This is a genomic window from Natrinema pallidum DSM 3751 (assembly GCF_000337615.1).
Taxonomy (GTDB): domain Archaea; phylum Halobacteriota; class Halobacteria; order Halobacteriales; family Natrialbaceae; genus Natrinema; species Natrinema pallidum.
In genome coordinates, this window is the sequence record NZ_AOII01000032.1 from 95,900 (window position 1) to 118,253 (window position 22,354).

Genomic DNA, 22,354 nt, shown 5'->3' on the forward strand with positions numbered 1-22,354 from the left:
CAGCAGAACCATTACGCTCCGAAATCGAATACTACGGCCCACCATCGGCCTCTTCGCGAGCGGAAACCAACGATTGCTGATAGGAACGGCCGCGCCCTCGTTTTCGCCTCCTGCCGACCGCCGGATGCCGGACCGCCGTCGGTCGATCTCGCCCCAAGGGTAGTCGGACCGGTGCCGACGCTAGTCGTTCACCTGTTCGGGTGACTTCGACGCCGTCGGTTCGTGATCCGGGAGACAGACCAGGTTCTCCCGTCCGAGCCGCAGTTTCGTAATCCGGCCGTCGTCCTCGAGATCGGCGAGCAGGCGGCTGACCTTGGCTTTCGACCAGTCGACCGAATCGACGATCTGCGACTGTTTCATCCGCCCCCCGTTTTCCCGAAGGAGTTGCTGTACCCGCTCCCGGTCGGTTACGAACTCCTCGCGGCTCGGCTCCGAGTCCGCCGCCGCCGAGGTCGGCTCCTCGTATCGGTTGCGAGCGACGAGTATTCCCCCGAGCACTGCGAGCGCGATCATACCGGCTATGGCCGCGAGATGGGCATCCCCATCCAGTTGGAGCGGCCGACCCACTCCCGGGAGAACCCCGGCCCACGAACTCGCGGCGATCGTGGACGCGACTGCACCACCGCACGACGACCAGTATGCGTCGCGGAGCATGGAACCCCGTCGTCGGCTGCTCATGGCTGTGAACAGTCTATCGTCACGTGATTCATGTCCTGTACCGTCGTGATCGGTCCACAAATTGTTTTTTATAATACATATTCTGTTAGCGTGTTTCCGGTATCTCACGACACCCGTGAGTTCAACGCAACCAACGTGTCGGTTTCCGCCGTCGATCCGAAACGGGCAGCCTCGCGCGGCGGCGGAACGCCGGCACGATGCAAGGACCGACTGCTGTAACACTCGCCGGGCATGGTATAGGCGGCCTTTGCTCGACAGACTGAATAAACGCAACCGGACGTTTGGAACGGTTAGCGCGGATTCACTCCGGATTTAGCCGGTAAAAAAACGTTGGCGTGATTCTCTCCCGATTGGACACGACCGAGCGACTCGCCGGTCCGGTGCCGCTTGCGTCGGTGTTTGCGCGTCGCCCGTCGGCAACGGACGAGACGCGTAAGTACTGCGACCCAGTCGAGCGCGACCGCCGGCCACGAGCGTACCGGTCGCCCGTGTCAGCGATACGACCCGTCGCTTCGGTTTGACTCGAGGGCGATTTCGGTCGCCGCGTCGGCCGGGTCGGATCGATCGTCGCCGACCAGCGACCGGATACCCGATTCGATACCGACCGTGGCGTCGAACCCGAGTTGGTGGGTCGCTTTCGACGTATCCGCGCCACTGTGTCTGATATCGCCGGAGCGGGGCTCGCGGTGAACGATCGTCGAGTCGGAGCCCGTGACCGTCCGTATCGTCTCGGCGAGGTCCAGAATCGTCGTTCGCTGCCCCGTCCCGATGTTGTACGCCTCACCGATCGCGTCGGTCGTGGCCGCCCGCAGGTTCGCTCGGACGACGTCGCTGACGTGGACGAAATCGCGACTCTGTCGACCGTCGCCCTCGACCGTGATCGGCTCGTCCGCCCGCGCCTGCTCGAGGAACGTCGAAATCACCCCGCTGTAGGGCCCGCGCTGTCGCGGTCCGTAGACGTTGAAATACCGCAGCGCGACGGTCTCGAGCCCGTACAGGTCCTCGTAGAGGCGAGCGTACTGGTCGACCGCGAGCTTCTGGACGCCGTACGGTGATGTCGGCGTCGTCGATGCCGTCTCCGGCACCGGCAGCGTTTCGGGGTGGCCGTACACGGCCGCGCTCGAGGCGACGACGACCCGCGCGTCCTCCTGGCGGGCCTGCTCGAGGACTAACAGGCTCGCCTCGAGGTTCGTCCGGTTGCTCCGGCGGGGGTCGTCGACGCTTTGGGTGACGCTGACGAGCGCGGCGTGATGGAAGATCACCTCGACGCCGCGGGCTGCCTTCTGGAGGGCGATCGGGTCACGAACGTCGCCTTCGACGACGGTTACGTCGTCGGGCAGGTGGGCGCGATCGCCGGTCGTGAAGTCGTCGAGCACTCTGACTTCGTTGTGGGGGACCAGAGCCTCGACGAGGTGACTCCCGATGAAGCCCGCACCGCCAGTCACGAGGACCGTGCTGTCACGGATCGCGTTCGAGTCCATTGCCACTCACGACCAGTCCCCCGCTGTTTAGTATCGCACTCGTACCGCCGTCGTGCGGGTGCTTGCTCGAGGAGAAATGATCGCTTACGGCCCCGATGTCGACGCCGATCGGCAAAACGTATCCGTCCGACGGCCGACACCTCCGATAGATGTCGATCGCCATCGGCCATTTCGCGTTCGGAGCGGCGATGACGACGCTGGTCGTCACGTATCTCGTTCCGACCGACCGGTATCCGCGAACGGTGATTCTACTAGGGGGAGGGTGGGCGATGCTCCCCGACGTTCACTGGATCAGTCCGATAGCTGCGGAGCGACTGTCCGAACTCCATCGAACGTCCGTACTGACGGATCTCTTCTGGCTCCACCGCACGTGGGACCGGGTCGATCCGACCGATTCGAAGTCGATAGCCGCCGTGTTACTCGCGTTGTTGATCGTTGCGACGGCCCTCGCGGAACGGCGTGACTATCGCGCCCCGGCGTCGGTCAGAGCCGCCTATCGGGAGCAGTTGCCGTCCGAATCGACCGACTGAGGGAACTCGGAGCGGTCTCACATCCGACACTCGCAAACCGGACGCGGACCACGCGGACACGTTCCGGCTGCGAGGGCTACCATGGAGCGGTCCGTTTGGGGAAGCTATATGCGCGGTCCTCGGCAACCCCACGGTAATGACCGTGGACCTCGTCGTACGCAACTGTACCGTCGTCACGCCCGCGGGACGGACACCCGACGCGGGCGTCGCCGTCGAGGACGACACCATCGTCGCCGTCGGTCGGAGCGATCGGCTTCCCGAGGCCGACCGCGTCCTCGACGCCGAGGGGAACGTGCTGGTTCCCGGCATCGTCGACTGTCACATTCACAACCGCGAACCCGGTCTCGAGTACAAGGAAGACTGGGAGTCCGCGACGCGCGCGGCGGCGGCCGGCGGTGTGACGACCGTCGTCGGGATGCCGAACACGGACCCGGTGATCGACCGGCCCGACCATCTCGAGCTCAAATTCGAGCGCGGCGAGGCGTCGGCTCACGTCGACTTCCAGAGCTACGCCGTCGTCACCTCGGAGAACCTCGATCTGATCCCCGAGATCGACGAAACCGGCGCGCTCGGGTTCAAAATCTTCCTCGGGTCGACCGTCGGCGACGTACCGCCGCCGAACGACGGCGAGATCCTTGAGGCGATGGAGCGAATCGGCGAGACGGGCAAGCGGCTGGGTTTCCACGAGGAGAACGGCGAGATCATCGAGCACTACACGAAGCGGTTCAAAGCCGACGGGAGAAACGAGCCGATCGATCACTCCCACTCGCGGCCCGTAATCGCCGAGCAGGAGGCCGTCGAGCGGATGATCACCTTTGCCGAGGAGACGGACGCGAAAATCCACATGTTCCACGTCTCCTCCGGGTCGGCCGCCGAGGCCGTCGCCCGCGGCAAGGACCAGGGTGTCGACGTCACCGCCGAGACGACCCCCCACTACCTCTGGTTCACCGAGGACGTCATGCGTGAGAAGGGCAACGTCGCGCGCGTTCAGCCGCCGATCCGGGACGCCGAGGAACGCGAAACGCTCTGGGATGTCGGCATCGATCAGGGTGCGATCGACTGTATCGCGACCGATCACGCGCCCCACACCCCGACGGAGAAGAAAGTCGACGACCCCTTCGGCAACACCTGGGACGCGATCTCGGGGTTCGTCGGCCTCGAGACCGAGATTCCGGTCATGCTCTCGTTCGTCGATCAAGGACGGCTCACGCTCGAGGAGTGGGTGCGACGCCACTCGACGCGGCCGGCCCAGGTCTGGGGGATGTACCCGCAGAAAGGATCGCTCCAGGTCGGGACCGACGCCGATTTCACGATCGTCGACCCCGACCGGGAGTGGACGCTCGCGGACCGCACGGAACTGCACTCGAAAAACTGCGTGACGCCGTTCGAGGGTGAGACGTTTACCGGCAAAGCGATCGCGACGGTCGTCCGCGGTGACGTCGTGGCCGAGGACGGGACGGTCGTCGGCGAGTCCGGGTACGGAACGCGCGTCGACGTCGACTGAACGGGCGTCTCGTCGCTGCTCATCGGCCGCGGACGGCGTTCCGTTTACGGAATCCGTCGGCAAGTCTCGGGGTGTCGGCCCGTTCGGGAACCGTCGCCCACGCGCGTTTTCAGGTCGTGAAAGTGGCAGCCGGTTTATATTCACACCCCGACCCTCCGGTCCCAGTAGGGAACGGCAGTCATGAGTAACGAACGAACCGAGGCCGACGAGGACGACGAAACGCACGAAACGGACAAGACCGAACAGCTCCGGTCGGTGTTTCTTTCGGTCACCGGCGGCGAGGCGGACTCCGTCGTCGAACCCCAACGAGAGGGACCGCGCACGCGAGAACTGCGAGGCGAGGAGCGGACCGACGAGGTCGTCGGCCCCGCGGAACACCACGGACTCGACGACGCGATCGACGATCCAGAGCCGGGCTGATCGGATCGTCGTCGACGACATGCGGACCGATTCGACGAGTAACGAGTTCCATAACACGACGGAGATAACCCGATGTCCGCCACCCAGTTAGCGATCGAGGCAACCGATTTACGGAAACGATTCGGCAACACGCTCGCCGTCGAGAGCGTCGACTTCGCCGTCGAGCGGGGGACCGTCTACGGCTTTCTCGGCCCGAACGGAGCGGGCAAGACGACCACGATGCGGATGCTGACGACCCTCACTCGGCCGTCCGCGGGCGAGGCGAGGATCGTGGGCATCCCCGTGACCGACCGCGACGGGGTCCGCGACGCGATCGGCTACCTGCCCGAGGACCCGCCCGTGTTCGACGAACTGACCGGATACGAACAGCTCGAGTACTTCGCACGGCTTCGCGATATCCCCGCTTCGTCGGCGAAGCAGCGGATCGACGCGTGGCTCGAGCGCTTCGACCTGGACGGCGATGCCGGGAAACGGATCGACGAGTACTCCAAGGGGATGCGCCAGAAGATCGGACTCGTCCAGGCGCTGTTGCACGAACCCGACGTGCTCTTCCTCGACGAGCCGACGAGCGGACTCGACCCGCGAGCCGCCCGAACGGTCATGGACGCCATCGCGGAGATGGCCGCCGAGGGTCACACCGTCTTCCTCTCGACGCACATCCTCCCTGTCGTCGAGGAGCTCGCCGATACGGTCGGTGTGCTCTCCGACGGCCGAATCGTCGCCGAGGGGGCTCCCGAGGCCCTGACTCGGCAGGTCGAGAGCGAGTCCGACTCGACGCTCGAGGACGTCTTCCTCGCGGTCACGACTGATCACGGCGCGGCGGTACAGTGACGATGGGCACGCGAGAACACGTCGTTACGATCGGCCGCCTCGAACTCAGTCGCCGCTGGCGGGTCCTGTCCGGAAACACGGCCCAGTTGATCGGGATCTGGATTTCGGTTCTGTTCTTGATCCCGCTGGGACTCGGTGGGCTGTTCGGGATCTACCTCTTCGGTTCGCGGGTCGCGTCCGGAGAGATCGAAACGCCGCTGTCGCTGACCCGGCTCGGATTCGTCTACGCATGGCTGTTCGTCGCCGGCTTCGGCGGTTATCGGGCGTACGCGACGGCGCTCCGCCCGGACCGCCTCGAGGGCTATCTGACGACCGTCTCTCACCGGGAGCTGCTTGCCGGCCTGCTGCTGGCAGAATGCGTCGTCTGGGGAGCTCCTGCCATCCTGATCGCCGTGGGTGGGTCACTCCTGTTCGCTGCGGGGACCGGATCGGTGCTGTCGGCACCACCCTTCTTTCTCACCGGTTGCACGACGCTGGCGACGGCGCTTACGACTGGCTTCCTCGTCTCGCTTGTCATCAGAAACGCCGGCGTTCGATCGACACTGCTGACCCGACTCCGGTCGGTCGTGTTCGGGCTGCTCGTGATCGCCTACTTCGGCGTCATCTTCACGCACTCGTTCGCGTCCGTGCTCGAGCCGCTGTCTCGGCTCCTCGAGTCGACGCCGATCGGCTGGTACGGCGACCTCGCGCTCGTCGGCTCGGTGTCGGCGGCGTCGATCGGTCGGAGTGCCGGAGCGCTGCTCGCGAGTGGCGCGTTCCTGTTGGTGAACGCCGCCGCGTTGCCGCGACTCGCGGCCGGGATTTGGTACGCCGACGGCGTTCACATCGAGCACAAAGCGGAGCCCGGATCGTCGTCCACGGCGAGTCGACTTTCGGGACTCCTTCCACAGCCGGTACTGGGTGTCGCGACAGCGGATTGGAAGCGGGCGCGGCGGGCCCCGATCACGCTGACGTTCGCCTTCTACCCACTCTTTCTGTTGATCAACCCGATTATGAACGCCGTCCAGACGGGAACGATCGGCCGGGGGCTCCCGATCTGGATCGTCTGCTTCGGTCCCTGGATCGCCGGCGCGCTCTTCGCGCTCAACGTTGTCGGGAACGAAGGGGCCGCCCTCCCGGCGACGCTCCTGAGTAGGGCCCCCGGCAGAGCGCTCGTCGTCGGACACGTCGTGGCCGGTGTGCTCCTCGTGGGGCCGGTGACTCTCGTGACGGTTGTCGGACTCGGGATAGCGAGTCCCCACTCGATGGGGGCAGTCGTCACGCTTGCCGTGAGTGCGCTCGTACTCACCGTTTTCGCGGGTCCGATCGCCACCGGGATCGGCGCGCTATTCCCCCGTTTCGAGGAGGTCAGCGTCTCCCGGAGCACCGAGGCGATCGTCCCGAGCACGCTGGCGTTTTCGGCCTACTCGCTGGTCGTCTTCCTCGTCGCGATGCCGACGCTCGCCGCCCACAGCTCTATCATCGCCGGCGCGATCGCGTCGGCCATCGGCCCGTCGCAGGCCGTCGTCCGCATCGGCGGAACGATGGCGTCGTGTACGCTCGCAGCGATCGTCGGCCTGCTCTCGGCAGCCTACGCGGTCCGTCGCGTCGAGGAGTTCCACTTCGATTGACGGCGCTACGCGGACACGAGATTCGACGGCGGGGCCGCTCACTCGAGGCCCGCACCGACCGCGTCCTCGACCGACGAGAAGCCGTCGCGCTCGAGCAGCGCTGCCAGCCCCCGGTTGATCCGCGTCGCGGTCGACGGGCCCTGGTAGACGAACCCGGTATACAACTGGACCAGGGAGGCACCGGCGCGGATCTTTTCGTAGGCGCTTTCGGCCGAGTCGACCCCGCCGACGCCGATAATCGGGAGGTCCCCGTCGGTGTAGTCCGCGAGCGACCGAATAACGGCCGTCGAGGGGTCCGCGAGTGGCTTTCCGCTGAGTCCGCCCCATTCCTCCCGTCGGGGGGACGTGAGCCCCTCGCGGCTCGTCGAGGTGTTCGTCGCGACGATGCCGTCGAGGTCGAACTCCTGGACGATGTCCACGAGATCGAATACGGATTCCGCGGGTTCGTCGGGGCCGATCTTGACCAGGATCGGCACGTTTCGGTCGTTTTCCGCCTCGAGCGTCTCGAAGATCGCCCGCAGATGCTCGGGCGATCCCTCGTCGAACTCGTCGGGCGTGTTCGGGCAGGAGACGTTCACGACGACGTAGTCGGCGAACGGCGAGAGCCGATCGAAAACACGCCGGTAGTCCTCGATCGCCTCCCGCTCGCTCGAGGAGTTCATCTTCCCGACGTTGACTCCGAGCGGCATAGTTGGCGTGCCGTCGGCTTCGAGCCGGGATTTGACGCGGTCCATCCCCTGGCCGTTGAACCCCATTCGGTTGATCATCGCCTCATCCTCGCGCAGCCGGAAGAGTCGAGGGCGATCGTTGCCCGCCTGCGGATACGGCGTGACGGTGCCGATCTCGACGAAGCCGAAGCCAAGCGCCGCGAGCGCGTGGGTCACTTCGGCGTTCTTATCGAAACCGGCGGCGACGCCGACCGGGTTCGGAAACGTCGTGCCGAACAGGTCGACTTCGAGGGCCGGATCGTCGTATCCGTAGGCGTAGGCTAATGCCGTTCGCGTCGGCCACGTCGACTGGGCCGCCCGGAGCGTCCGTTTGCCCAGCTCGTGGGCCGTCTCGGCCGGCAGCTTGAACGCGAGGGGGCGAACCCGCGAGTACAGCGTCATTGCCGGGACATGGGGGCGGGCGACAGGTAAACGTCCCGAAGCGCTCGAGGCCGGGTCCGACCGGCCACCGCCGCCCCTCGCCGCCGGTTACCCCTCGTCGCGAACTCGGTCCGCGTCCGGACCGAACTCCGACTCGAGCAGGTCGGGAACGGTCTCGGGTGTCACGTCCGAGTACCACGTGTTTCGCGGCTGGATCGAAATCGCGGTTCCACCCTCGCTGCACAACCCGAGACACGAGGTTTCGCTGACGGAGACCGCGGTCCAGAAGGCGTCGCGCTCCCGCAGCCAGTCTTTAACCGCCGTGACCGTCTCCTCGGCACCGACCGCGCCACAGCTCGCGTACTCGCCGTCGCGGTCGTTGGTACAGACGAAAACGTGCGCGTCGAGGCGGTCGCGGTGTTCTTCGGTTCGATCCTTCATGGACTCGTGAGTAGGTCGTCGCGTCGCTCCGCGGCCGGTCGTACGCCGGCTCGCGTCTGGAGCCAGCCGAAACAGCCGGCGACGAGCGCCCAGAGCGCGGCCTGACTCAGCACGGTTATCCCGCGGAACGCGGCGACTAACTCCGCCGGCATCGCGCCGATCTCGACGATCGTCGGCGCTGCGACCGCGGTGATCGCGACGAGCGCCACGATCGGGACTGCAGCCGTCACGACTCCGATCGGCCGGCTCCGAGCCGAAACGCGCCGGTAGCCGTAGATCGATCCGGCGGCGACGACCGCGCCGACGGCCATCATGCCTGCGTAGAGTGCGCTCCGGAACGTGGGATCGAACGCCTGTTCGGCACCCGGCGTCGTCGGCGGCAGCACCAGCCACGGGGCGAGGGAAACGGCGAGAAAGCCGGCTCCGGCAAGCACGTAGGTCTTGACCCGCCCGCGGCCGGGCAGCGCCGGCTCGAGGAAGTAGAAGGCGAGCGCGAAGACGCCACCGAGGAGGATTCCCCAGAGGACGCCGCCGCCGATGCTCACGGCGGCGGTCGTCGCTTCGCTGACGGCGTGGGCGTGCTCACCCGCCTCGTGTGCGTGCTCGCCGGCGGCATGGGCGTGCTCGCCGGCGGAAGCGTGGTCACCGTGCTCGCCACCCTCGGCGACCGTCTCCATGTAGCCGAGCAACGGGTTCGCGACCAGCGCCATGTAAAGGCCGTACGCGAGTCCCGCGATTACCCCGGCGAGCACGCCCCGCTCGAGATAGTCGACGAGCATCAGTGACAGGTGACGCCGACGGCGTGTCGGAAGTTGTGCATCGAGTCGTGGGCCAGCGGCTCCTGGAGGAACAGCAGCACGAACGTCAGTGCTGCGACGAACGCGAAGACGGCCAGCAACTGGCCAGTTGTGAGCTCGTCGCGTGCGGTCCCGATCCGATCGTGAACGGTTTCAGTCGTCGTCATGCAAGTCAGTTTTCCCTACTGAAACTGCAATTGTAAAACTACCGATCGTCCCGCGGCGGCCACGAGCGCCACTCCTCCCGACGGCTCGGGAAGCACGCAGGATAAATATCACGAATAACTGGGATATACCCGTCGGAACGGACGGTTGCTACTGAATAACGAAATCGTTTTCCTACGGCTACCGCTTGGTTCGACTAACAACGAGAGTCATGAGTATCCAACGACGGTCGCCAGGGGGGAGACGCCGTGGCGGTTGAACGCCTGCTCGTTCCGCTGTCGGACACGGTGACCGTTCGACAGACGGTTGGCTACGCCGTCCAGTCCGGTCTCGAGGCAGCCGACTCGCTCGAGTGTCATCTCGTCGTCGCGATGCCATACGACGCCGATGTCCCGGAGAGCGATCGGTACAGCGATGACGCCGAGAGGCTGCTCTCGCGGGCACAAAACTGGGTCGAAGAAGACGCCGGCGGGGCCGACGTGACGATCGAGACGACAACGCTCGGTGCCGACGAGTACCTGTTCGGCCCCCGCGACTACGCCGAAATCTTCGACGCCTACGCCGACGAACACGGGATCGATCGCGTCGTCCTCGATCCCGAGTATCAGCCCGGCGTCACCGCACAGCTGCTCCAGCCCCTCGAGCGCGAACTCGATCGCATCGGGCTGGCCTACGACGAAGCGCCCGTCGATCGGCCGGCCCGACGCGGCCGTCTCGACGGTGGTGCGGAGGGCTTCGACCGCCTGTTCGCGACCTTTCTGATCTCCTACGGATTCTATCTCCTCCTCGGGGATCCGACCTACTGGTTCGATCTCGTTACCGGCGCGGCGGTCGCCGGTATCGTCGCCGTCTCGCTCGCGCAGGTGACGTTTACCGTCCCGCTCGATCGCGTGCAGTCGCCGCTCCGAGTCGTCCGGTTTGCCCTCTACATCCCGTATCTACTCTGGGAGATCGTCAAGGCCAATATCGCGGTCTCGCTCGTCATCCTCCGGCCGTCGATGCCGATCGAGCCGACGCTAACGCGGGTCAACTCCCGCGTCCGAAGCGGCCTGCCGCTGACCGCGCTGGCGAACAGCATCACGCTCACGCCGGGGACGCTAACAGTCCGAGCCAACAACCAGCAACTGCTCGTCCACACGCTGATCCCGGGTGCCCGCGACGACCTCTTCGACGGCGGCCTCGAGCGAGGGATTCGCTTCGTCTTTTACGGCCGCAAGTCGGCGGCGATCGCCTCGCCGCGCGAACGCGACGACGCCGAAATCGTCGGGGGTGACGAGCTGTGATGCCGGTCCCGCTCAAGGACGTGTTCCTCGCTGCGGCGGCGCTGTTCGTCATTCTCGCGATCATGATGTTCTATCGCGCCGTCGTCGGGCCGACGACGCAGGACCGCCTGCTGGCAGTCAACGTACTGGGGACGAACACGGTCGTCATCCTCGCCCTGCTCGCGGCGGGGCTCGACCAGTCGTGGTTCCTCGACGTGGCGCTGATCTATGCCCTGTTGAACTTCCTGATGTCGATCGCCATCTCGAAGTTCACCGTCGAGCGAGGTGGTGTGCTGTGATCGAGACGCTCCGCTTTTGGGTGATCGTCGCCCTGCTGGGGTTGGGCGTGCTCTTTACGTTCGTCTCGACGGTCGGCGTTATCCGTCTGCCGGACGTCTACTCGCGGGCCCACACCGCCTCCCAGACCGACACGCTCGGGGCGGGCTTTGCGCTCGCCGGCGTCGCGGTCGCGTTCGGCTGGCAGCACGCGGCGGTCTACACTGTCCTCCTGCTGTTTTTCGTGTTCATCACGAATCCGACGGCGGCCCACGCGATCTCCCGATCGGCGGCCGAGACGGGGGTCGCGCCGGTCCTCGCCGAGGAGGGCGAAGACGGGGACGAAACCGATCGCGACGCCGAAACGGACGGTGAGTCGCGATGAGTCTGTTCGCGTACACCCTCGTGGCGTTTATTCTCGCGACGGCCCTCGCGACGGTGCTGTTTCGCGATATTCTGTCCGTGATCATCGTCTTCGGGGCCTACAGCCTCGGCATGGCGATCCTCTATACGTTCCTGTTGGCTCCCGACGTGGCGATGACCGAGGCCGCCATCGGGGCCGGCGTCACGACGCTGTTGCTGTTGCTGACGATCGCACGGACGACGCGCCCGTCGACCGACCGGCTTAGCGAACGGATTCACGTCCCGGCGGTCGTCGTCGTCGGTGCGTTCGTACTCCTGCTCTGTAGCGTCGTTCTGCCCGAAATGTACGCAGTCGGTGGCACGGACACGCCCGTCTGGTCGAATCTCGAGGTCACCCAACACTACATCACAGAGACGTATCACGAAACTGGCGTCAAGAACGCGGTCACAGCCGTGCTCGCCGCCTACCGTGGGTTCGACACCTTCGGCGAGGCGGTTGTCGTCTTCGCCGCCGGCGTCTCGACCCTGCTCGTCCTGAAACGCGAGGTGTTCGCCTAATGTCGCAATCCGTCGACGATACCTACACCGAGAGTCAGGTGATCATGACCGCCGTCAAGATAATCGCACCGTTTACGCTCACGTACGGGCTGTTCATGACCTTCCATGGGGGCGACGCCCCCGGCGGGGGGTTCCAGGGAGGGACCGTCGTCGGCGTCACCGTCCTCATGCTCGCCTTCGCGTTCGGCATCGAGCCGACCCGCCGGTGGCTCCGTAATTCCTTCCTCGTCGGTATCATCACCGGCGGCGTCGTCATCTTCGGGGCTATCGGCCTCGCGATGATCGCACTGGGCGGGCACTTCCTCGAGTTCACCATGCTCAAGGAGGTGTTCCACATCAAGCCGAAGTGGGGACTCGAGGCCATCGAGATCGGCGGCATCTCGCTGATCGTCACGGGAACCATCATTAGTCTCTTCTTTACGATGGCGGCCGGGTTCTCGCCCGAGCGACCGAGCGGGACCGGCGGCCGCAACGAGCGCAACGAGCGCGGCGAGTCGGCGGATGAGGGGGTGAGTGACGATGATTGAGTACCTCTTTAGCCACTATACGTACGTGCTGGTGTTCGTTCTGCTGGGTATCGGGATCTACATGGTGATCGCCAGCGAGAACCTCGTGAAGAAACTGATCGGGGTGAACCTCTTCCAGACGGCTATCTTCCTGTTTTTTATCTCGATGGCCTATATCGACACCGAGGGTGCGTCGGCACCGATCGTCCCCGAAGGCGGCGTTCCCCTGAACGTCATGGTTGCGAGCCCGCTGCCCCAGGTGATCGTGCTGACCGCTATCGTCGTCGGGATCGCGCTGACGGCGGTCGGACTGGCGCTGATCATCCGCATCTACGCGGAGTACGGGACGCTCCGCGAGGACACGCTTCGGGAGGTGCGTGCCGATGAGTAGCGTCGATCTGCTCCTTCCGCTGCTGATCGCCGTACCGATCCTCGCGGCGACGCTCCCGATCGCGCTGGGCCTGTGGCTCGACCGAACGGGCTGGACTGTCGCCACACTCACGACGAGCGCGCTCTTCATCGGGGCGACCGCTCTCGCGAGCATCGTCTACACTCGCGGCGCGGACGTCACCCACACGCTCGGCGGCTACTCCCGCGAGTTTGGGATCGAACTCGTCGCCGATCAGTTCTCGATGCTGATCGTCCTGCTCGTGACCGCCGTCGCCACCGGCGTCCTCGCGTACACGCGCCGGGGCGGCCCGCGCGGAAACACGTTCTACACCGCCTACCTGCTGCTGACCGCCGGGCTGCTCGGCATCTCGCTGACCGGCGACGTGTTCAACCTGTTCGTCTTCCTCGAGATCACGAGCCTGGCGACCTACGCGCTGGTCGCCAGCGGCGACGGTCCCGAAGCGGCGGTCGCCTCCCTGAAGTACCTGATCCTGGGCACGATCGCCGCGTCGATGTACCTGATCGGCGTCGCGTTCGTCTTCATGGCGACGGGGACGCTGAACATGCTCGAACTCGCCGACGCGATTCCCGCCGCGGAGAGTCAGACGCTGATCCATACCGGCGTCGCGTTCATCGTCGTCGGCTTCGCCGTGAAGGTCGCTCAGTGGCCGCTGCACACCTGGCAACCGAGCGCCTACCAGCAGGCTCCCGACGGCGTGACGCCGCTGATCGCCGCGCTCGTCTCAACTGCCTCCGCGTACGCGTTCGGCCGGCTGATCGTGACCGTCTTCGGCGTCGAGTACCTCACCGCGATGCCGAACGCGGCTGCGGTCGTCCTCACCATCGGCTGCGTGAGCGTCCTCGCAGGAACGATACTGGCTGTCATCCAGACCGAGGTCAAGCGGATGCTCGCGTACTCGTCGGTCTCGCAGTTCGGACTCGTGATCGCCGCCTACGGCGTCGTCATCGCCGGGCGCTCCGAAACGGCTTTCATCGGTGCCGCGATCCATCTCGTCGGTCACGGTCTGGTGAAGGCCGGTCTCTTCCTGGGGGTTGCACTCGTCGCGCGGAGTTACGACGCCCGCACCGTCGACGAGTATGCCGGCCTCGCCAAATCGCGACCGATCGCCGCCGGCGCGATCGCCGTGCTCTTGCTCTCGCTCGTCGGCGTCCCGCCGGGCGTCGGTTTCGTCGGCAAGTGGTACATCGCGCTCGGTGCCGTCCAGTCCGAACTGTGGCCCGTCGCCGCCGTGATCTTCCTCAGTACCATGCTCACCCTCGCCTACGCCGCTCGCCTGCTCGAGAAGATGTACTTCACGCCGTCCGCGACGGCCGAACGGCCACACGCGCCGGCCCCGGTCGCGACGGACGGCGGTGATGCCGGACCCGACGATTCCGCTGCCGAACCCGCACGTGACGAACCCGGAGCCGCCATCGCCGCCATTCGCGGCGACCGATCGGAGGCTCCCGTTTCGACCGGCATGGTCGCGATCGTCGTCCTCGCCGCGCTCGGCGCCGTTGCCCTCGGCTTCGCGGGGGGAACGATCGCCGAACTACTCGATCCGTTCCTCACCGAGGTGATCAACTAATGGTTGCAGATATTCGACCGCTCGCCGCCGTGTTGGTGTCAGCGGTCGCCATCGTCCTGATCGTCGCGTCGCATCGTCGTCCGAACCTCCGCGAAGGCTGGTCGGTCGTCGCCGCCCTCGCGAAGTTCGGAATCATCGTCAGCATGCTTCCCGCGGTTATGGACGGGACCGTCTTCGCGTGGAGCCTCCGAGAGAGCACCGGGATTCAGTTCCTCTCGGGTATCGATTTCGCCCTTCGAGCCGATCCCCTGGGAATCTTCTTTGCCCTCCTCGCGAGTTTCCTCTGGATCTTCACGTCCTTTTACGCCATCGGCTACATGCGCGGGCTCGACGAGCACTCCCAGACGCGCTTTTTCGCCTCCTTCGCGGCCAGCCTTTCAGCCGCCGTCGGGATCGCCTTTGCGGCGAATCTGGTGACGATCTTCGTCTTCTACGAACTGCTCTCGCTTGTCACGTACCCGCTAGTCGCCCACAACGAGGACTCCGAGGCGCGAATCGCCGGCCGAAAGTACATCACGTACACCTTCTTCGGCGGCGGCGTCTTTCTGCTCGCCGGGACCGCCATGATCTACTGGTTGACGAGTCTGGTCCGCAGCGGGCCGACGCTCGCCTTCGAAGCGGGCGGGATGGACGCGCTCGCCGCGGCCGCACAGGCCGAGCCGGTCTACGCGCAGGCCGCCTTCTTCCTGCTCATCGCCGGCTTCGGCGTCAAGGCCGCCTTGATGCCGCTTCACTCCTGGCTCGCCGACGCGATGGTCGCCCCGACGCCCGTTTCCGGATTGCTCCACGCCGTGGCGGTCGTCAAATCCGGTGCGTTCGGCATCGCCCGGGTCATTCTCGAGGTCTACGGTCCCGGGCTGATTCACGACCTACCGCTTGACGTTCCCGGCATCGGCACCGTCGGATTGAACATCCCCGTTGCCATCGTCGCCGCGTTCACGCTGACCGCGGCGAGCATCATCGCGATGCGGAAGGACCACCTCAAGCGCCGGCTGGCGTACTCGACGACGGCACAGCTGTCCTACATCGTGCTCGGGCTCTCGATGCTGCATCCGTACGCGATGGTCGGCGCGCTGTTTCACATTCCCGCCCACGCGTTCGCGAAGCTCACGCTGTTCTTCTGTGCGGGATCGATCCACGTCGAGACCCACACCGACTACATCAGCGAGATGGCCGGCATCGGCAAGCGGATGCCGCTAACGATGACCGCTTTCACGGTCGGTGCGGCCGGCATGGCCGGTCTCCCGCCGGTCGCCGGCTTCGTCAGCAAGTTCTACATGCTGCTCGGTGCCGGCTCCATGGGCGGCGAATACTGGCTGTTCGCCGCCGCACTGTTGCTCTCGGCCGTCCTCAACGTCGCGTACTTCTGGCCGGTCGTCTACACCGCGTTCTTCGAGAGCGAGGATCGCCACGACGCCAAACCCCTCCTCGAGTTCCCGCGGGGCGGGCTGGTCGAATCGTACGCCGACCGGTCCGACGCGGACGTCGCCGCCGACGGCGGGCAGCCGACCGATGGCGAAGCCGACCGATCCGATCCGGAGCGAGCCGACGCGGACGAGGACGGGACCGACGAGTACGCCGTCGACGAATACCCGAGTGACGCCGAGGTTCCCGGCGGAGAGCAAGTCAGTTCCGTCGACCACCACGGCGATTTCGACGATCACCTGACCGGCGGGCCGCCGGCCGACGGCTGGCCGCGTCGGTCGCCGAGTACCGAGACCACGTGGCTGATGCTCGCGCCCATCGCCGTGATCGCGACCGGCGCGGTCGTCCTCGGTGTCGGCCCCGACTACGCCGTCTTCCTCGACCTGGCGAGACAGATCGTCGGGGGCGTCTTCGGACTGCCCTTCGAGGAGTTGACTGCCGTTCCGTTCGACCGACTCGTGACGGAGGTGTCCACCTGATGGCACTCGAGTTCCTGTCGATGGTCTACCCGCCGCTCATCGTCTTCGCTGCGGCGCTGCTCGTGCTCGTCCTGCCGCGGATCGCCGGCTTCGCCGTCGGCGCGCTCAGTCTCGCAGCCGTGCTTGCGATCTCGCTGGTCGCACCCGAGGGCCAGCATCTGGCCGGGACCTTTCTCGGGTTCGATGTCGTCCCGTTCTACGTCGACGACTTCTCCCGAATGGTCGGGCTGGGCCTCGGCTTCCTCGGGGTCTGTAGCGTCATCTACGCCTACTCGAGCGAGGCCAGTAAGACGCTGGTCGCGTTCGCGCTCGTCTACGTCTCCTCGTCGATCGGGGCGGCCTTCGCCGGCGACTGGCTCGTGCTCCTGTTCATGTGGGAGTTGATGGCCGTCACCAGCACGCTCGTGGTCTGGCACTACGGCGGCGAGGCGGTTCGGGCTGGCTTCCGATACGCGCTGTTCCACGGCACCGGCGGCGTGCTCGTGATGATGGCGGTCGCGGTTCACTACGTCCAGACCGGTACCTTCGTCTACGACGGGGCCGGGATCGCAAACGGGATTCCGGCGCTGCTCGCGGTGCTGGGGATGGGGGTCAACGTCGCATTTATCGGGGTCCACACCTGGCTCCCCGACACCTACCCGCGACCCCACATCGCGGCCTCCGTCTTCCTCTCGGTGTACACGACGAAGACGAGCGCGTTCGTCCTCTACCGGGCGTTCCCGGTCGATGCCGGGAGCGATCTGGGCATTTACATCGCGTACATGGGCGGGCTGATGGCCGTCTACGGCGCGACCTTTGCCCTGTTGCAACACGACATGCGGGCGCTCCTCTCCTATCACATTCAGGCCCAACTGGGCTATATCGTCGCCGGGATCGGTATGGCCACGATGGGGTCGGATCTCGCCGCCGCCGGCGCGATGAGCCACCTGTTCAACAACGTGCTGTTCAAGAGCCTGCTGTTCATGGCCGTCGGCGTCGTCATCTATCGCACCGGCGAGGAGGACTTGTACAAGTTGGGCGGCCTCTGGCGCGAGATGCCACTGACCGCGATCGGGTTCGGGTTCGGCGCACTCTCGATCACCGCGATTCCGGGCTTCAACGGGTACGTCAGCAAAGGGATGCTCTTCGATGCAGCCGACCCCCACTACTACGGCCAGCCTGAGTATCAGGCGCTGTACTGGCTGCTCTGGCTCGGCGCGATCGGGACGCTGCTGTCCTTTATCAAGCTCGGCTACTACGTCTTCTTCCACGGCGAGAGCGATCTCGAGGTCGCGGACGCCAAACCCGGCCAGACCGTCGCGATGCTCGGGCTAGGCGGGGCCTGTCTCCTCTTCGGCGTCTGGTGGCAGGGACTGGCCGACCTCGCGCCGACGATCCACGGCCTCGAGTTCGAGTATTACGGCGGGCACAGCCATCTCCACCCCTACAGTTCGGGCCACCTGCAGACGGCGGGGGTACTGACCGGCGTCGCGGCCGCCACCTTCGTCGTCGTCCGGAAGCCGCTCTCGAAACTCGACCTCGGCGATCCGGCGATGGTCGTCTACCCTGCGACCTACGCCGTCAGTCGCTGGACGATGCTCGGCGTCACCGGAACCTACGCCGCCGTCGACCGGACCGTCGTCGGTGCGGTCAAACGCTGTTACTGGATCGGGAACAACCCCGTTCTCGCCGTCGACGCGGCGGCGGGGCAGTTGCCCGACTGGCTGGTCGCCGTCGACGAACGGCAGCCGACCGACGGCGGCCGCCCGTCGACGATCCACCTCCGGACCGGCATCGGGACCACCGTCCTGCTGTTGACGCTCGTCCTGACGGTGGTCCTGTGGCTCCTCGTCGTCTGAGCGTCGTCGGAGGATCGACCGTCACCTGGACAGCCCGCGCGTTTACTCCGTCTTCGACTGCTCGTCGCGCCGCTTCGCGTCCGTCTCGGGCGACCGCTGCGTTTCCTGTACCACGATCGATTGCTCGAGGACCGACGCCCGCAAGGTCGGTTTCGACGCCGTCGCTTCGCGTCGGTACACGTCGTCGTGCTCTCGGCGGACACCCCGCGGCGTCAGGTAGTTCCCGTCGACATCGACGACGGCTGCCTCGCAGAGTCGCTTCAGGATCGACCGCGCGCCCTCGGTAGTGATCGCCGGCGGGGCGATCGACCGCTCGCGTGCGAGTTCCATCGCCGTCGCGTCCTCGAGCAGCGCCTCGATCTCGCGCTCGTCGTGGCCGCGATCGTCCAGCACCGACCGGACTCGCGCGGCGATCGACGGCGCATGCCCCGTCGGAAACAGCGGCCAGTCGTTCGACGGCGGATCGAGCACGACTCGATAGCGCCGCAACGGCGTCCGCGCACGGGCGGGAAGCGGTACGTCTTCGAGGCGCTGGGACTTCCCCAGCACGCGGATCGTCCCGGTGTAGAAGTCGACGTCGTCCCAGGTCGCACCCGTACGACGGTCGTCCTCCGGGACCCGGAACAGCTCCGCGCCGCGGACCGTCGAGTGAGCGAGGACGGCGACCATCGCGTACTCGCGCAACCGAGTGCGGCGCTCGCTCGTCGACTGGGCGTCGGCCTCGAGCACCCGCTCGCGGACGTGGCGCTCGAGTGCGCGCCGCTGATCGGCCGTCCAGGAGTCGTCGGATGGCCGCGTGTCGGCGGTCGGCAATGCGGCCTCGGCGCGGTCGGTCGCCGCGGGGTTTCGCTCGAGGACGCCGCCATGAACACACCACGAGAGGAACGCGCGGACCACCGCGTAGTAGGTGCCGGCGGTCGAGGCAGTGTATTCCCCGCGCTCCGTCCGTCGGCGGAGTTCCTCGGCGTAAGCGCGCATGTGGTCGACCTCGAGCGCGAACAGCGACGTGCGATCGTGCTCTTCCTCGAGCCAGGTGGCCCACCGCCGGAGGATCGATTCCGCGTTGGACGCGTAGGCTCCCGCGCCCGAGCCGTCGGGGTCGCCGACGGCCTTTCGCTGGAGATAGGCGTCGACCGCGTCGGCGATCGCCACTTCGGTCACGACGCGATCACCCGCCCCGGTATCGGACGGAGACGCGATCGCGAGCCTCCGCGTCGCCGCTCGTGGCGGGTATCACCGCGGCAAGAACGGATCGTGCGGGGAACGCCACGGATCATTACTCGTTGGATACTGTTCCACGATCCTAAATCCGTGTTTCGGTCTCACGGATCGGAAAAGTGTGACCCGGCCGCGATCCGATCCGAAGCGTCCGTGTCTCTCGGGTTACCGCGTCGCGCCGAACCGGAGCACGTCCGCGTGGTCGCTGATGAGTCCGTCGACGCCGGCCGCTGCGAGCTGTTCGCCCTGGTACCACGTCGCGAGGGTGAAGACGTTCACGTCTCGGCCCTCCTCGTGTGCGACGGCGAGGAGATCGATGTCAGACCAGCCGGCTCCGTCCTCGTAGCGCTGATCGGCGTAAAACGGCGTTCCCCGAATCATGTGGTAGGGCGGATGAATCGCCTCGGAGTCGTAGCGTCGCGCGATTTCGACACCGTCCCGAACGGAGTTCCAGAGCAGCGGCGCGACGGCGTAGTCGGACGCGTCGCGGGTCGTCGCCAGCGCCGCCTCGTAAAACGACGAGAAGAGGTACTCGTGGTGGAAGTCGTCGACGATGTCGAGCACCCGCGCGACGAAGGGCTGCCAGCGTTGCTTCCGGTCCTCGAGTTCCGCCCGCGGCAGCGATTCGGCGAAGGCCACGTCGAACGACCCCGGGTTCTTCAGTTCGACGTTGACGCCGACGTGGGGCGGAATCGCCTCGAGGACGGACCGCAACCGGGGGACGGTTTCGCCGCTTGCGAGGACCTCGGCGTTCGTGACGGTCGCCGTGTCGGTCTCCCAGACAACGCCCTCGGTGTCGGTGAGGCCGCGCTCGCCGTCGTCGCGACCGGCGAGTCGGCTATCGTGGAACACGACGACGTCGTTTTCCGCGGTCGGAACGACGTCGATTTCGATCATGTCGGCACCGCGTGAGGGGGCGATGGCGGACTGTCCGCCGCGGGAAGCCGCGTCGACCGCGCCGACGGTGTTCTCGGGATAGAGGCCGGCGAAGCCACGGTGGGCGATCAGGTCCGGATCGCCGTCGCGACCGATGGAGTGGCTCCGTTTCGACTCGTCGTGTCGGCGGTTATCGGGAGCGTCGTCATCGCTCCCGCGACCGGGTGTTGCCCCCGCAGCGCTGCCGATTCCGGTCGCCGATGCGCCGGCAGCGACGATAAACGATCGGCGGCGAAGCGCGCCGCTGGACGTGTCCGGGTGGTCGGTTCGTCGCTCGTCGTCGTGTGTCTCGGACATCTGCAGGTCGGCAGAGCGGGACGACTGGTAAAACGAATTATAATACGTCTGCATAGTACGGTGGCTGACTATCCGTGCAAACGGTTTGCAGCATACGTCTCTACACGGCCGCTCCGTCCGGCTGGCCGTCGGCGACAGTTCTCGAGAGCGATGCGCCGTTCGGAGTCGCTAGTTCCCGTGCTGTTATTTCATATATCGCTATTTGATTTATACTGCAGCAGCGTCGGGCACGATTTCAGCGCGGCGATTCAGGAGGGATGTTGATGCCTGATCTTCTCGGCCGTCATTCCCGGGACCGGCGTCCCGCAGTCCTTGCACTTCCAGTCCGGCGTCGGGACGCCGGGTTCCTTCTCGAGGTCCTGTTTGAACTCGATGCGTGCGCCACACGGACACCGATAGGTCGTGCGGGTCATGCACGACCCAACCCGCCGGTGAGCGATAAACGGTTCGCCGGAGGACACCGGCCACAGGTCCGCGGCCTCGAGTGGGACAGCGCGCCGGGACCGACTCTGTCGTCTCCTTCCGGAATCGTTCGTCCAGATGGCCGCAAAGCCCGTCGAACGGGTCTTGACCCACCTACCGGGGGGCTGTCCGTTCATGAGGACATCCCGGGATCGCTTCGGACCGACCGCCGCGGTATTTCGGCGTCGACGATGGACCGGCCTCGAGCAACCGTCGGGACGCAGCTATCAAGGCCCCGGCAGGCGTCTGCCGGGATACGAGATGCCCGAGGCACACCGTATTCCGGTCGGCAACGCGACGACGGACGCTGCTCCGACCGTCGCCGCCGTCCACCACGAGGCAGACTCCGACGACTGGCTCGTCTGGTGCCATGGCCTGCGCAGCGACAAATCCGGGAGTTACGAGGCTCGGTGTCGCCGGGCCAGCGAAGCGGGGTACAACGCCGTCCGATTCGATGCCAGGGGCTGTGGCGAGTCCGACGGCCAGTTCATCGATTCGACGCTCGAGACGCGACTCACCGACCTCCGCCACGTCGTCGACTATTTCGATCCCCGATCCTACGCGCTGTTCGGCTCGAGTTTCGGCGGTAAAGTCGCCGTCCACGCCGCCGCCGAGGACGAGCGGGTCGAGGCGGTCGCGGCGCGTGCACCCGTGACGACCAGCGAGCAGTTCGACGAGTACCGGACCGTCGTCGAGCGCGAGGGGGCGTGGACGTTCGATACCGGCGACCGAATCGAACGGCAGTTTTTCGACGCGCTCGAGCGCTACCCGTTCGACGACGTGGTCGGCGAACTCGACGTTCCGGTCGCGATCTTCCACGGCGGCGACGACGCGGTCGTCGATCCGGCCGATAGCTTCGCCGCCGCTGCGCGCCTCGAGACCGGCGTCCTCGTCGAGCGGTTCGCAGGCGAAGGCCACCGGTTTTCGGCGACCGGCGAGCAGCGACTGCGTGATCGGCTGTTCGACTGGCTCGCGTGGACGGACGCTCGCCAGTAGCTGTTTCGGTCGCAATCGACCGCCGTCTCGGTTTATCACGCTGCCCCCTTCTGATAAACCAGATATCGATATACGGACTTCGTGGTGTGATCGATTCCGTTCGCACGGACTGCCACGTCTCCGGCGAGGGGGCTCGCGTGCCACAGACGAGTCACGTCTCCGTCGGCAAACTTCCCGTCCGCGCCCGCGAGCAAACGTGTTTTCTGATCCAGAA

At 66.1% G+C, this 22,354-nt stretch carries 24 protein-coding genes; 15 read left to right on the plus strand and 9 right to left on the minus strand.

Annotation, left to right across the window (positions count from 1 at the left end; all coding sequences use genetic code 11):
• Nucleotides 1-180: 180 nt before the first annotated feature.
• Both C487_RS04320 and C487_RS04325 read right to left on the minus strand, forming a co-directional pair.
• Entirely contained in the window at nucleotides 181-678 is a 498-nt protein-coding gene (locus C487_RS04320) for a helix-turn-helix transcriptional regulator (protein ID WP_049907905.1), read from the minus strand.
• A 491-nt stretch (nucleotides 679-1,169) separates the two neighbouring features.
• Nucleotides 1,170-2,159: an NAD-dependent epimerase/dehydratase family protein gene (locus C487_RS04325; RefSeq protein ID WP_006184464.1), complete on the minus strand. Its 990-nt coding sequence runs from the start codon at nucleotides 2,157-2,159 to the stop codon at nucleotides 1,170-1,172.
• Nucleotides 2,160-2,308: 149 nt separating this feature from the next.
• Between C487_RS04325 and C487_RS04330 the strand changes: the two genes are divergently transcribed.
• The 5 genes from C487_RS04330 (at nucleotide 2,309) to C487_RS04350 (ending at nucleotide 7,054) form a co-directional block, all read left to right on the plus strand.
• A complete protein-coding gene (locus tag C487_RS04330) occupies nucleotides 2,309-2,689 on the plus strand; it encodes a hypothetical protein (RefSeq protein ID WP_049907907.1) in 381 nt (126 codons plus the stop codon).
• Between the two features lie 136 nt (nucleotides 2,690-2,825).
• The gene (allB, locus tag C487_RS04335) at nucleotides 2,826-4,193 is read left to right on the plus strand and encodes an allantoinase AllB (protein WP_006184467.1); all 1,368 of its coding nucleotides are present in this window, start codon (nucleotides 2,826-2,828) and stop codon (nucleotides 4,191-4,193) included.
• Between the two features lie 180 nt (nucleotides 4,194-4,373).
• Entirely contained in the window at nucleotides 4,374-4,613 is a 240-nt protein-coding gene (locus C487_RS04340; protein WP_006184468.1) for a hypothetical protein, read from the plus strand.
• A 72-nt stretch (nucleotides 4,614-4,685) separates the two neighbouring features.
• Entirely contained in the window at nucleotides 4,686-5,444 is a 759-nt protein-coding gene (locus C487_RS04345) for an ABC transporter ATP-binding protein (protein ID WP_006184469.1), read from the plus strand.
• Between the two features lie 2 nt (nucleotides 5,445-5,446).
• Entirely contained in the window at nucleotides 5,447-7,054 is a 1,608-nt protein-coding gene (locus C487_RS04350) for a hypothetical protein (RefSeq protein WP_049907908.1), read from the plus strand.
• 38 nt (nucleotides 7,055-7,092) lie between these two features.
• Here C487_RS04350 and C487_RS04355 read toward each other — a convergent pair whose 3' ends face one another.
• The 4 genes from C487_RS04355 to C487_RS04370 form a co-directional block, all read right to left on the minus strand.
• Nucleotides 7,093-8,163, minus strand: coding sequence for a quinone-dependent dihydroorotate dehydrogenase (locus C487_RS04355; protein WP_006184472.1), 1,071 nt, complete (start codon nucleotides 8,161-8,163; stop codon nucleotides 7,093-7,095).
• Between the two features lie 87 nt (nucleotides 8,164-8,250).
• Nucleotides 8,251-8,583 carry a (2Fe-2S) ferredoxin domain-containing protein gene (locus C487_RS04360; protein ID WP_006184473.1) on the minus strand — a complete coding sequence of 111 codons (333 nt, stop codon included), beginning with the start codon at nucleotides 8,581-8,583 and terminating at the stop codon, nucleotides 8,251-8,253.
• Nucleotides 8,580-9,362, minus strand: a complete 783-nt coding sequence (locus C487_RS04365; protein ID WP_006184474.1) for a CbtA family protein — start codon at nucleotides 9,360-9,362, stop codon at nucleotides 8,580-8,582. Before C487_RS04365 ends, C487_RS04360 begins: the two co-directional genes overlap by 4 nt.
• The gene (locus C487_RS04370; RefSeq protein WP_006184475.1) at nucleotides 9,362-9,547 is read right to left on the minus strand and encodes a CbtB domain-containing protein; all 186 of its coding nucleotides are present in this window, start codon (nucleotides 9,545-9,547) and stop codon (nucleotides 9,362-9,364) included. The genes C487_RS04365 and C487_RS04370 overlap by 1 nt, the downstream gene beginning before the upstream one ends.
• Before the next feature lie 246 nt (nucleotides 9,548-9,793).
• Between C487_RS04370 and C487_RS04375 the strand changes: the two genes are divergently transcribed.
• The 9 genes from C487_RS04375 to C487_RS04415 are packed head-to-tail and all read left to right on the plus strand — an operon-like array spanning nucleotide 9,794 to nucleotide 18,231.
• Entirely contained in the window at nucleotides 9,794-10,828 is a 1,035-nt protein-coding gene (locus tag C487_RS04375) for a monovalent cation/H+ antiporter subunit E (RefSeq protein ID WP_006184476.1), read from the plus strand.
• The gene (locus C487_RS04380; RefSeq protein WP_006184477.1) at nucleotides 10,828-11,106 is read left to right on the plus strand and encodes a cation:proton antiporter; all 279 of its coding nucleotides are present in this window, start codon (nucleotides 10,828-10,830) and stop codon (nucleotides 11,104-11,106) included. Before C487_RS04375 ends, C487_RS04380 begins: the two co-directional genes overlap by 1 nt.
• Nucleotides 11,103-11,468 carry a monovalent cation/H(+) antiporter subunit G gene (gene mnhG / locus C487_RS04385; RefSeq protein ID WP_006184478.1) on the plus strand — a complete coding sequence of 122 codons (366 nt, stop codon included), beginning with the start codon at nucleotides 11,103-11,105 and terminating at the stop codon, nucleotides 11,466-11,468. Before C487_RS04380 ends, mnhG begins: the two co-directional genes overlap by 4 nt.
• Nucleotides 11,465-12,004: a DUF4040 domain-containing protein gene (locus C487_RS04390; protein ID WP_006184479.1), complete on the plus strand. Its 540-nt coding sequence runs from the start codon at nucleotides 11,465-11,467 to the stop codon at nucleotides 12,002-12,004. Before mnhG ends, C487_RS04390 begins: the two co-directional genes overlap by 4 nt.
• Nucleotides 12,004-12,531 (plus strand): MnhB domain-containing protein, encoded by a 528-nt coding sequence (locus tag C487_RS04395; RefSeq protein WP_006184480.1) that lies wholly within the window; start codon nucleotides 12,004-12,006, stop codon nucleotides 12,529-12,531. Before C487_RS04390 ends, C487_RS04395 begins: the two co-directional genes overlap by 1 nt.
• The gene (locus C487_RS04400) at nucleotides 12,524-12,901 is read left to right on the plus strand and encodes a cation:proton antiporter subunit C (protein WP_006184481.1); all 378 of its coding nucleotides are present in this window, start codon (nucleotides 12,524-12,526) and stop codon (nucleotides 12,899-12,901) included. Before C487_RS04395 ends, C487_RS04400 begins: the two co-directional genes overlap by 8 nt.
• Entirely contained in the window at nucleotides 12,894-14,489 is a 1,596-nt protein-coding gene (locus tag C487_RS04405; protein ID WP_006184482.1) for a proton-conducting transporter transmembrane domain-containing protein, read from the plus strand. The genes C487_RS04400 and C487_RS04405 overlap by 8 nt, the downstream gene beginning before the upstream one ends.
• Entirely contained in the window at nucleotides 14,489-16,393 is a 1,905-nt protein-coding gene (locus C487_RS04410; RefSeq protein ID WP_006184483.1) for a proton-conducting transporter transmembrane domain-containing protein, read from the plus strand. The genes C487_RS04405 and C487_RS04410 overlap by 1 nt, the downstream gene beginning before the upstream one ends.
• Nucleotides 16,393-18,231 (plus strand): Na(+)/H(+) antiporter subunit D, encoded by a 1,839-nt coding sequence (locus C487_RS04415; RefSeq protein WP_006184484.1) that lies wholly within the window; start codon nucleotides 16,393-16,395, stop codon nucleotides 18,229-18,231. The genes C487_RS04410 and C487_RS04415 overlap by 1 nt, the downstream gene beginning before the upstream one ends.
• Nucleotides 18,232-18,273: 42 nt before the next feature.
• Here the strand turns inward: C487_RS04415 and C487_RS04420 are convergent, their stop codons facing one another.
• The 3 genes from C487_RS04420 to C487_RS20920 form a co-directional block, all read right to left on the minus strand.
• Nucleotides 18,274-19,392: a tyrosine-type recombinase/integrase gene (locus tag C487_RS04420; protein WP_006184485.1), complete on the minus strand. Its 1,119-nt coding sequence runs from the start codon at nucleotides 19,390-19,392 to the stop codon at nucleotides 18,274-18,276.
• 222 nt (nucleotides 19,393-19,614) lie between these two features.
• A complete protein-coding gene (locus C487_RS04425) occupies nucleotides 19,615-20,682 on the minus strand; it encodes a glycerophosphodiester phosphodiesterase (protein ID WP_006184486.1) in 1,068 nt (355 codons plus the stop codon).
• Between the two features lie 248 nt (nucleotides 20,683-20,930).
• Entirely contained in the window at nucleotides 20,931-21,095 is a 165-nt protein-coding gene (locus tag C487_RS20920; RefSeq protein ID WP_006184487.1) for a hypothetical protein, read from the minus strand.
• Between the two features lie 310 nt (nucleotides 21,096-21,405).
• Between C487_RS20920 and C487_RS04430 the strand changes: the two genes are divergently transcribed.
• Nucleotides 21,406-22,140: an alpha/beta hydrolase family protein gene (locus C487_RS04430; RefSeq protein WP_006184488.1), complete on the plus strand. Its 735-nt coding sequence runs from the start codon at nucleotides 21,406-21,408 to the stop codon at nucleotides 22,138-22,140.
• Nucleotides 22,141-22,354: the final 214 nt, after the last annotated feature.

Excerpts from the sequence above, each read along its gene's own strand:
- C487_RS04400 (WP_006184481.1), top strand. The coding sequence starts at position 12,524 with ATGATTGAGTACCTCTTTAGCCACTATACGTACGTGCTGGTGTTCGTT.
- C487_RS04370 (WP_006184475.1), bottom strand. The coding sequence starts at position 9,547 with ATGACGACGACTGAAACCGTTCACGATCGGATCGGGACCGCACGCGAC.
- C487_RS04425 (WP_006184486.1), bottom strand. The coding sequence starts at position 20,682 with ATGTCCGAGACACACGACGACGAGCGACGAACCGACCACCCGGACACG.
- C487_RS04405 (WP_006184482.1), top strand. The coding sequence starts at position 12,894 with ATGAGTAGCGTCGATCTGCTCCTTCCGCTGCTGATCGCCGTACCGATC.
- C487_RS04380 (WP_006184477.1), top strand. The coding sequence starts at position 10,828 with ATGCCGGTCCCGCTCAAGGACGTGTTCCTCGCTGCGGCGGCGCTGTTC.
- C487_RS04320 (WP_049907905.1), bottom strand. The coding sequence starts at position 678 with ATGAGCAGCCGACGACGGGGTTCCATGCTCCGCGACGCATACTGGTCG.
- C487_RS04410 (WP_006184483.1), top strand. The coding sequence starts at position 14,489 with ATGGTTGCAGATATTCGACCGCTCGCCGCCGTGTTGGTGTCAGCGGTC.
- C487_RS04345 (WP_006184469.1), top strand. The coding sequence starts at position 4,686 with ATGTCCGCCACCCAGTTAGCGATCGAGGCAACCGATTTACGGAAACGA.
- C487_RS04415 (WP_006184484.1), top strand. The coding sequence starts at position 16,393 with ATGGCACTCGAGTTCCTGTCGATGGTCTACCCGCCGCTCATCGTCTTC.
- C487_RS04325 (WP_006184464.1), bottom strand. The coding sequence starts at position 2,159 with ATGGACTCGAACGCGATCCGTGACAGCACGGTCCTCGTGACTGGCGGT.
- C487_RS04390 (WP_006184479.1), top strand. The coding sequence starts at position 11,465 with ATGAGTCTGTTCGCGTACACCCTCGTGGCGTTTATTCTCGCGACGGCC.
- C487_RS20920 (WP_006184487.1), bottom strand. The coding sequence starts at position 21,095 with ATGACCCGCACGACCTATCGGTGTCCGTGTGGCGCACGCATCGAGTTC.
- C487_RS04355 (WP_006184472.1), bottom strand. The coding sequence starts at position 8,163 with ATGACGCTGTACTCGCGGGTTCGCCCCCTCGCGTTCAAGCTGCCGGCC.
- allB (WP_006184467.1), top strand. The coding sequence starts at position 2,826 with ATGACCGTGGACCTCGTCGTACGCAACTGTACCGTCGTCACGCCCGCG.
- C487_RS04350 (WP_049907908.1), top strand. The coding sequence starts at position 5,447 with ATGGGCACGCGAGAACACGTCGTTACGATCGGCCGCCTCGAACTCAGT.
- C487_RS04360 (WP_006184473.1), bottom strand. The coding sequence starts at position 8,583 with ATGAAGGATCGAACCGAAGAACACCGCGACCGCCTCGACGCGCACGTT.
- C487_RS04365 (WP_006184474.1), bottom strand. The coding sequence starts at position 9,362 with ATGCTCGTCGACTATCTCGAGCGGGGCGTGCTCGCCGGGGTAATCGCG.
- C487_RS04330 (WP_049907907.1), top strand. The coding sequence starts at position 2,309 with ATGTCGATCGCCATCGGCCATTTCGCGTTCGGAGCGGCGATGACGACG.
- C487_RS04340 (WP_006184468.1), top strand. The coding sequence starts at position 4,374 with ATGAGTAACGAACGAACCGAGGCCGACGAGGACGACGAAACGCACGAA.
- C487_RS04395 (WP_006184480.1), top strand. The coding sequence starts at position 12,004 with ATGTCGCAATCCGTCGACGATACCTACACCGAGAGTCAGGTGATCATG.
- C487_RS04430 (WP_006184488.1), top strand. The coding sequence starts at position 21,406 with ATGCCCGAGGCACACCGTATTCCGGTCGGCAACGCGACGACGGACGCT.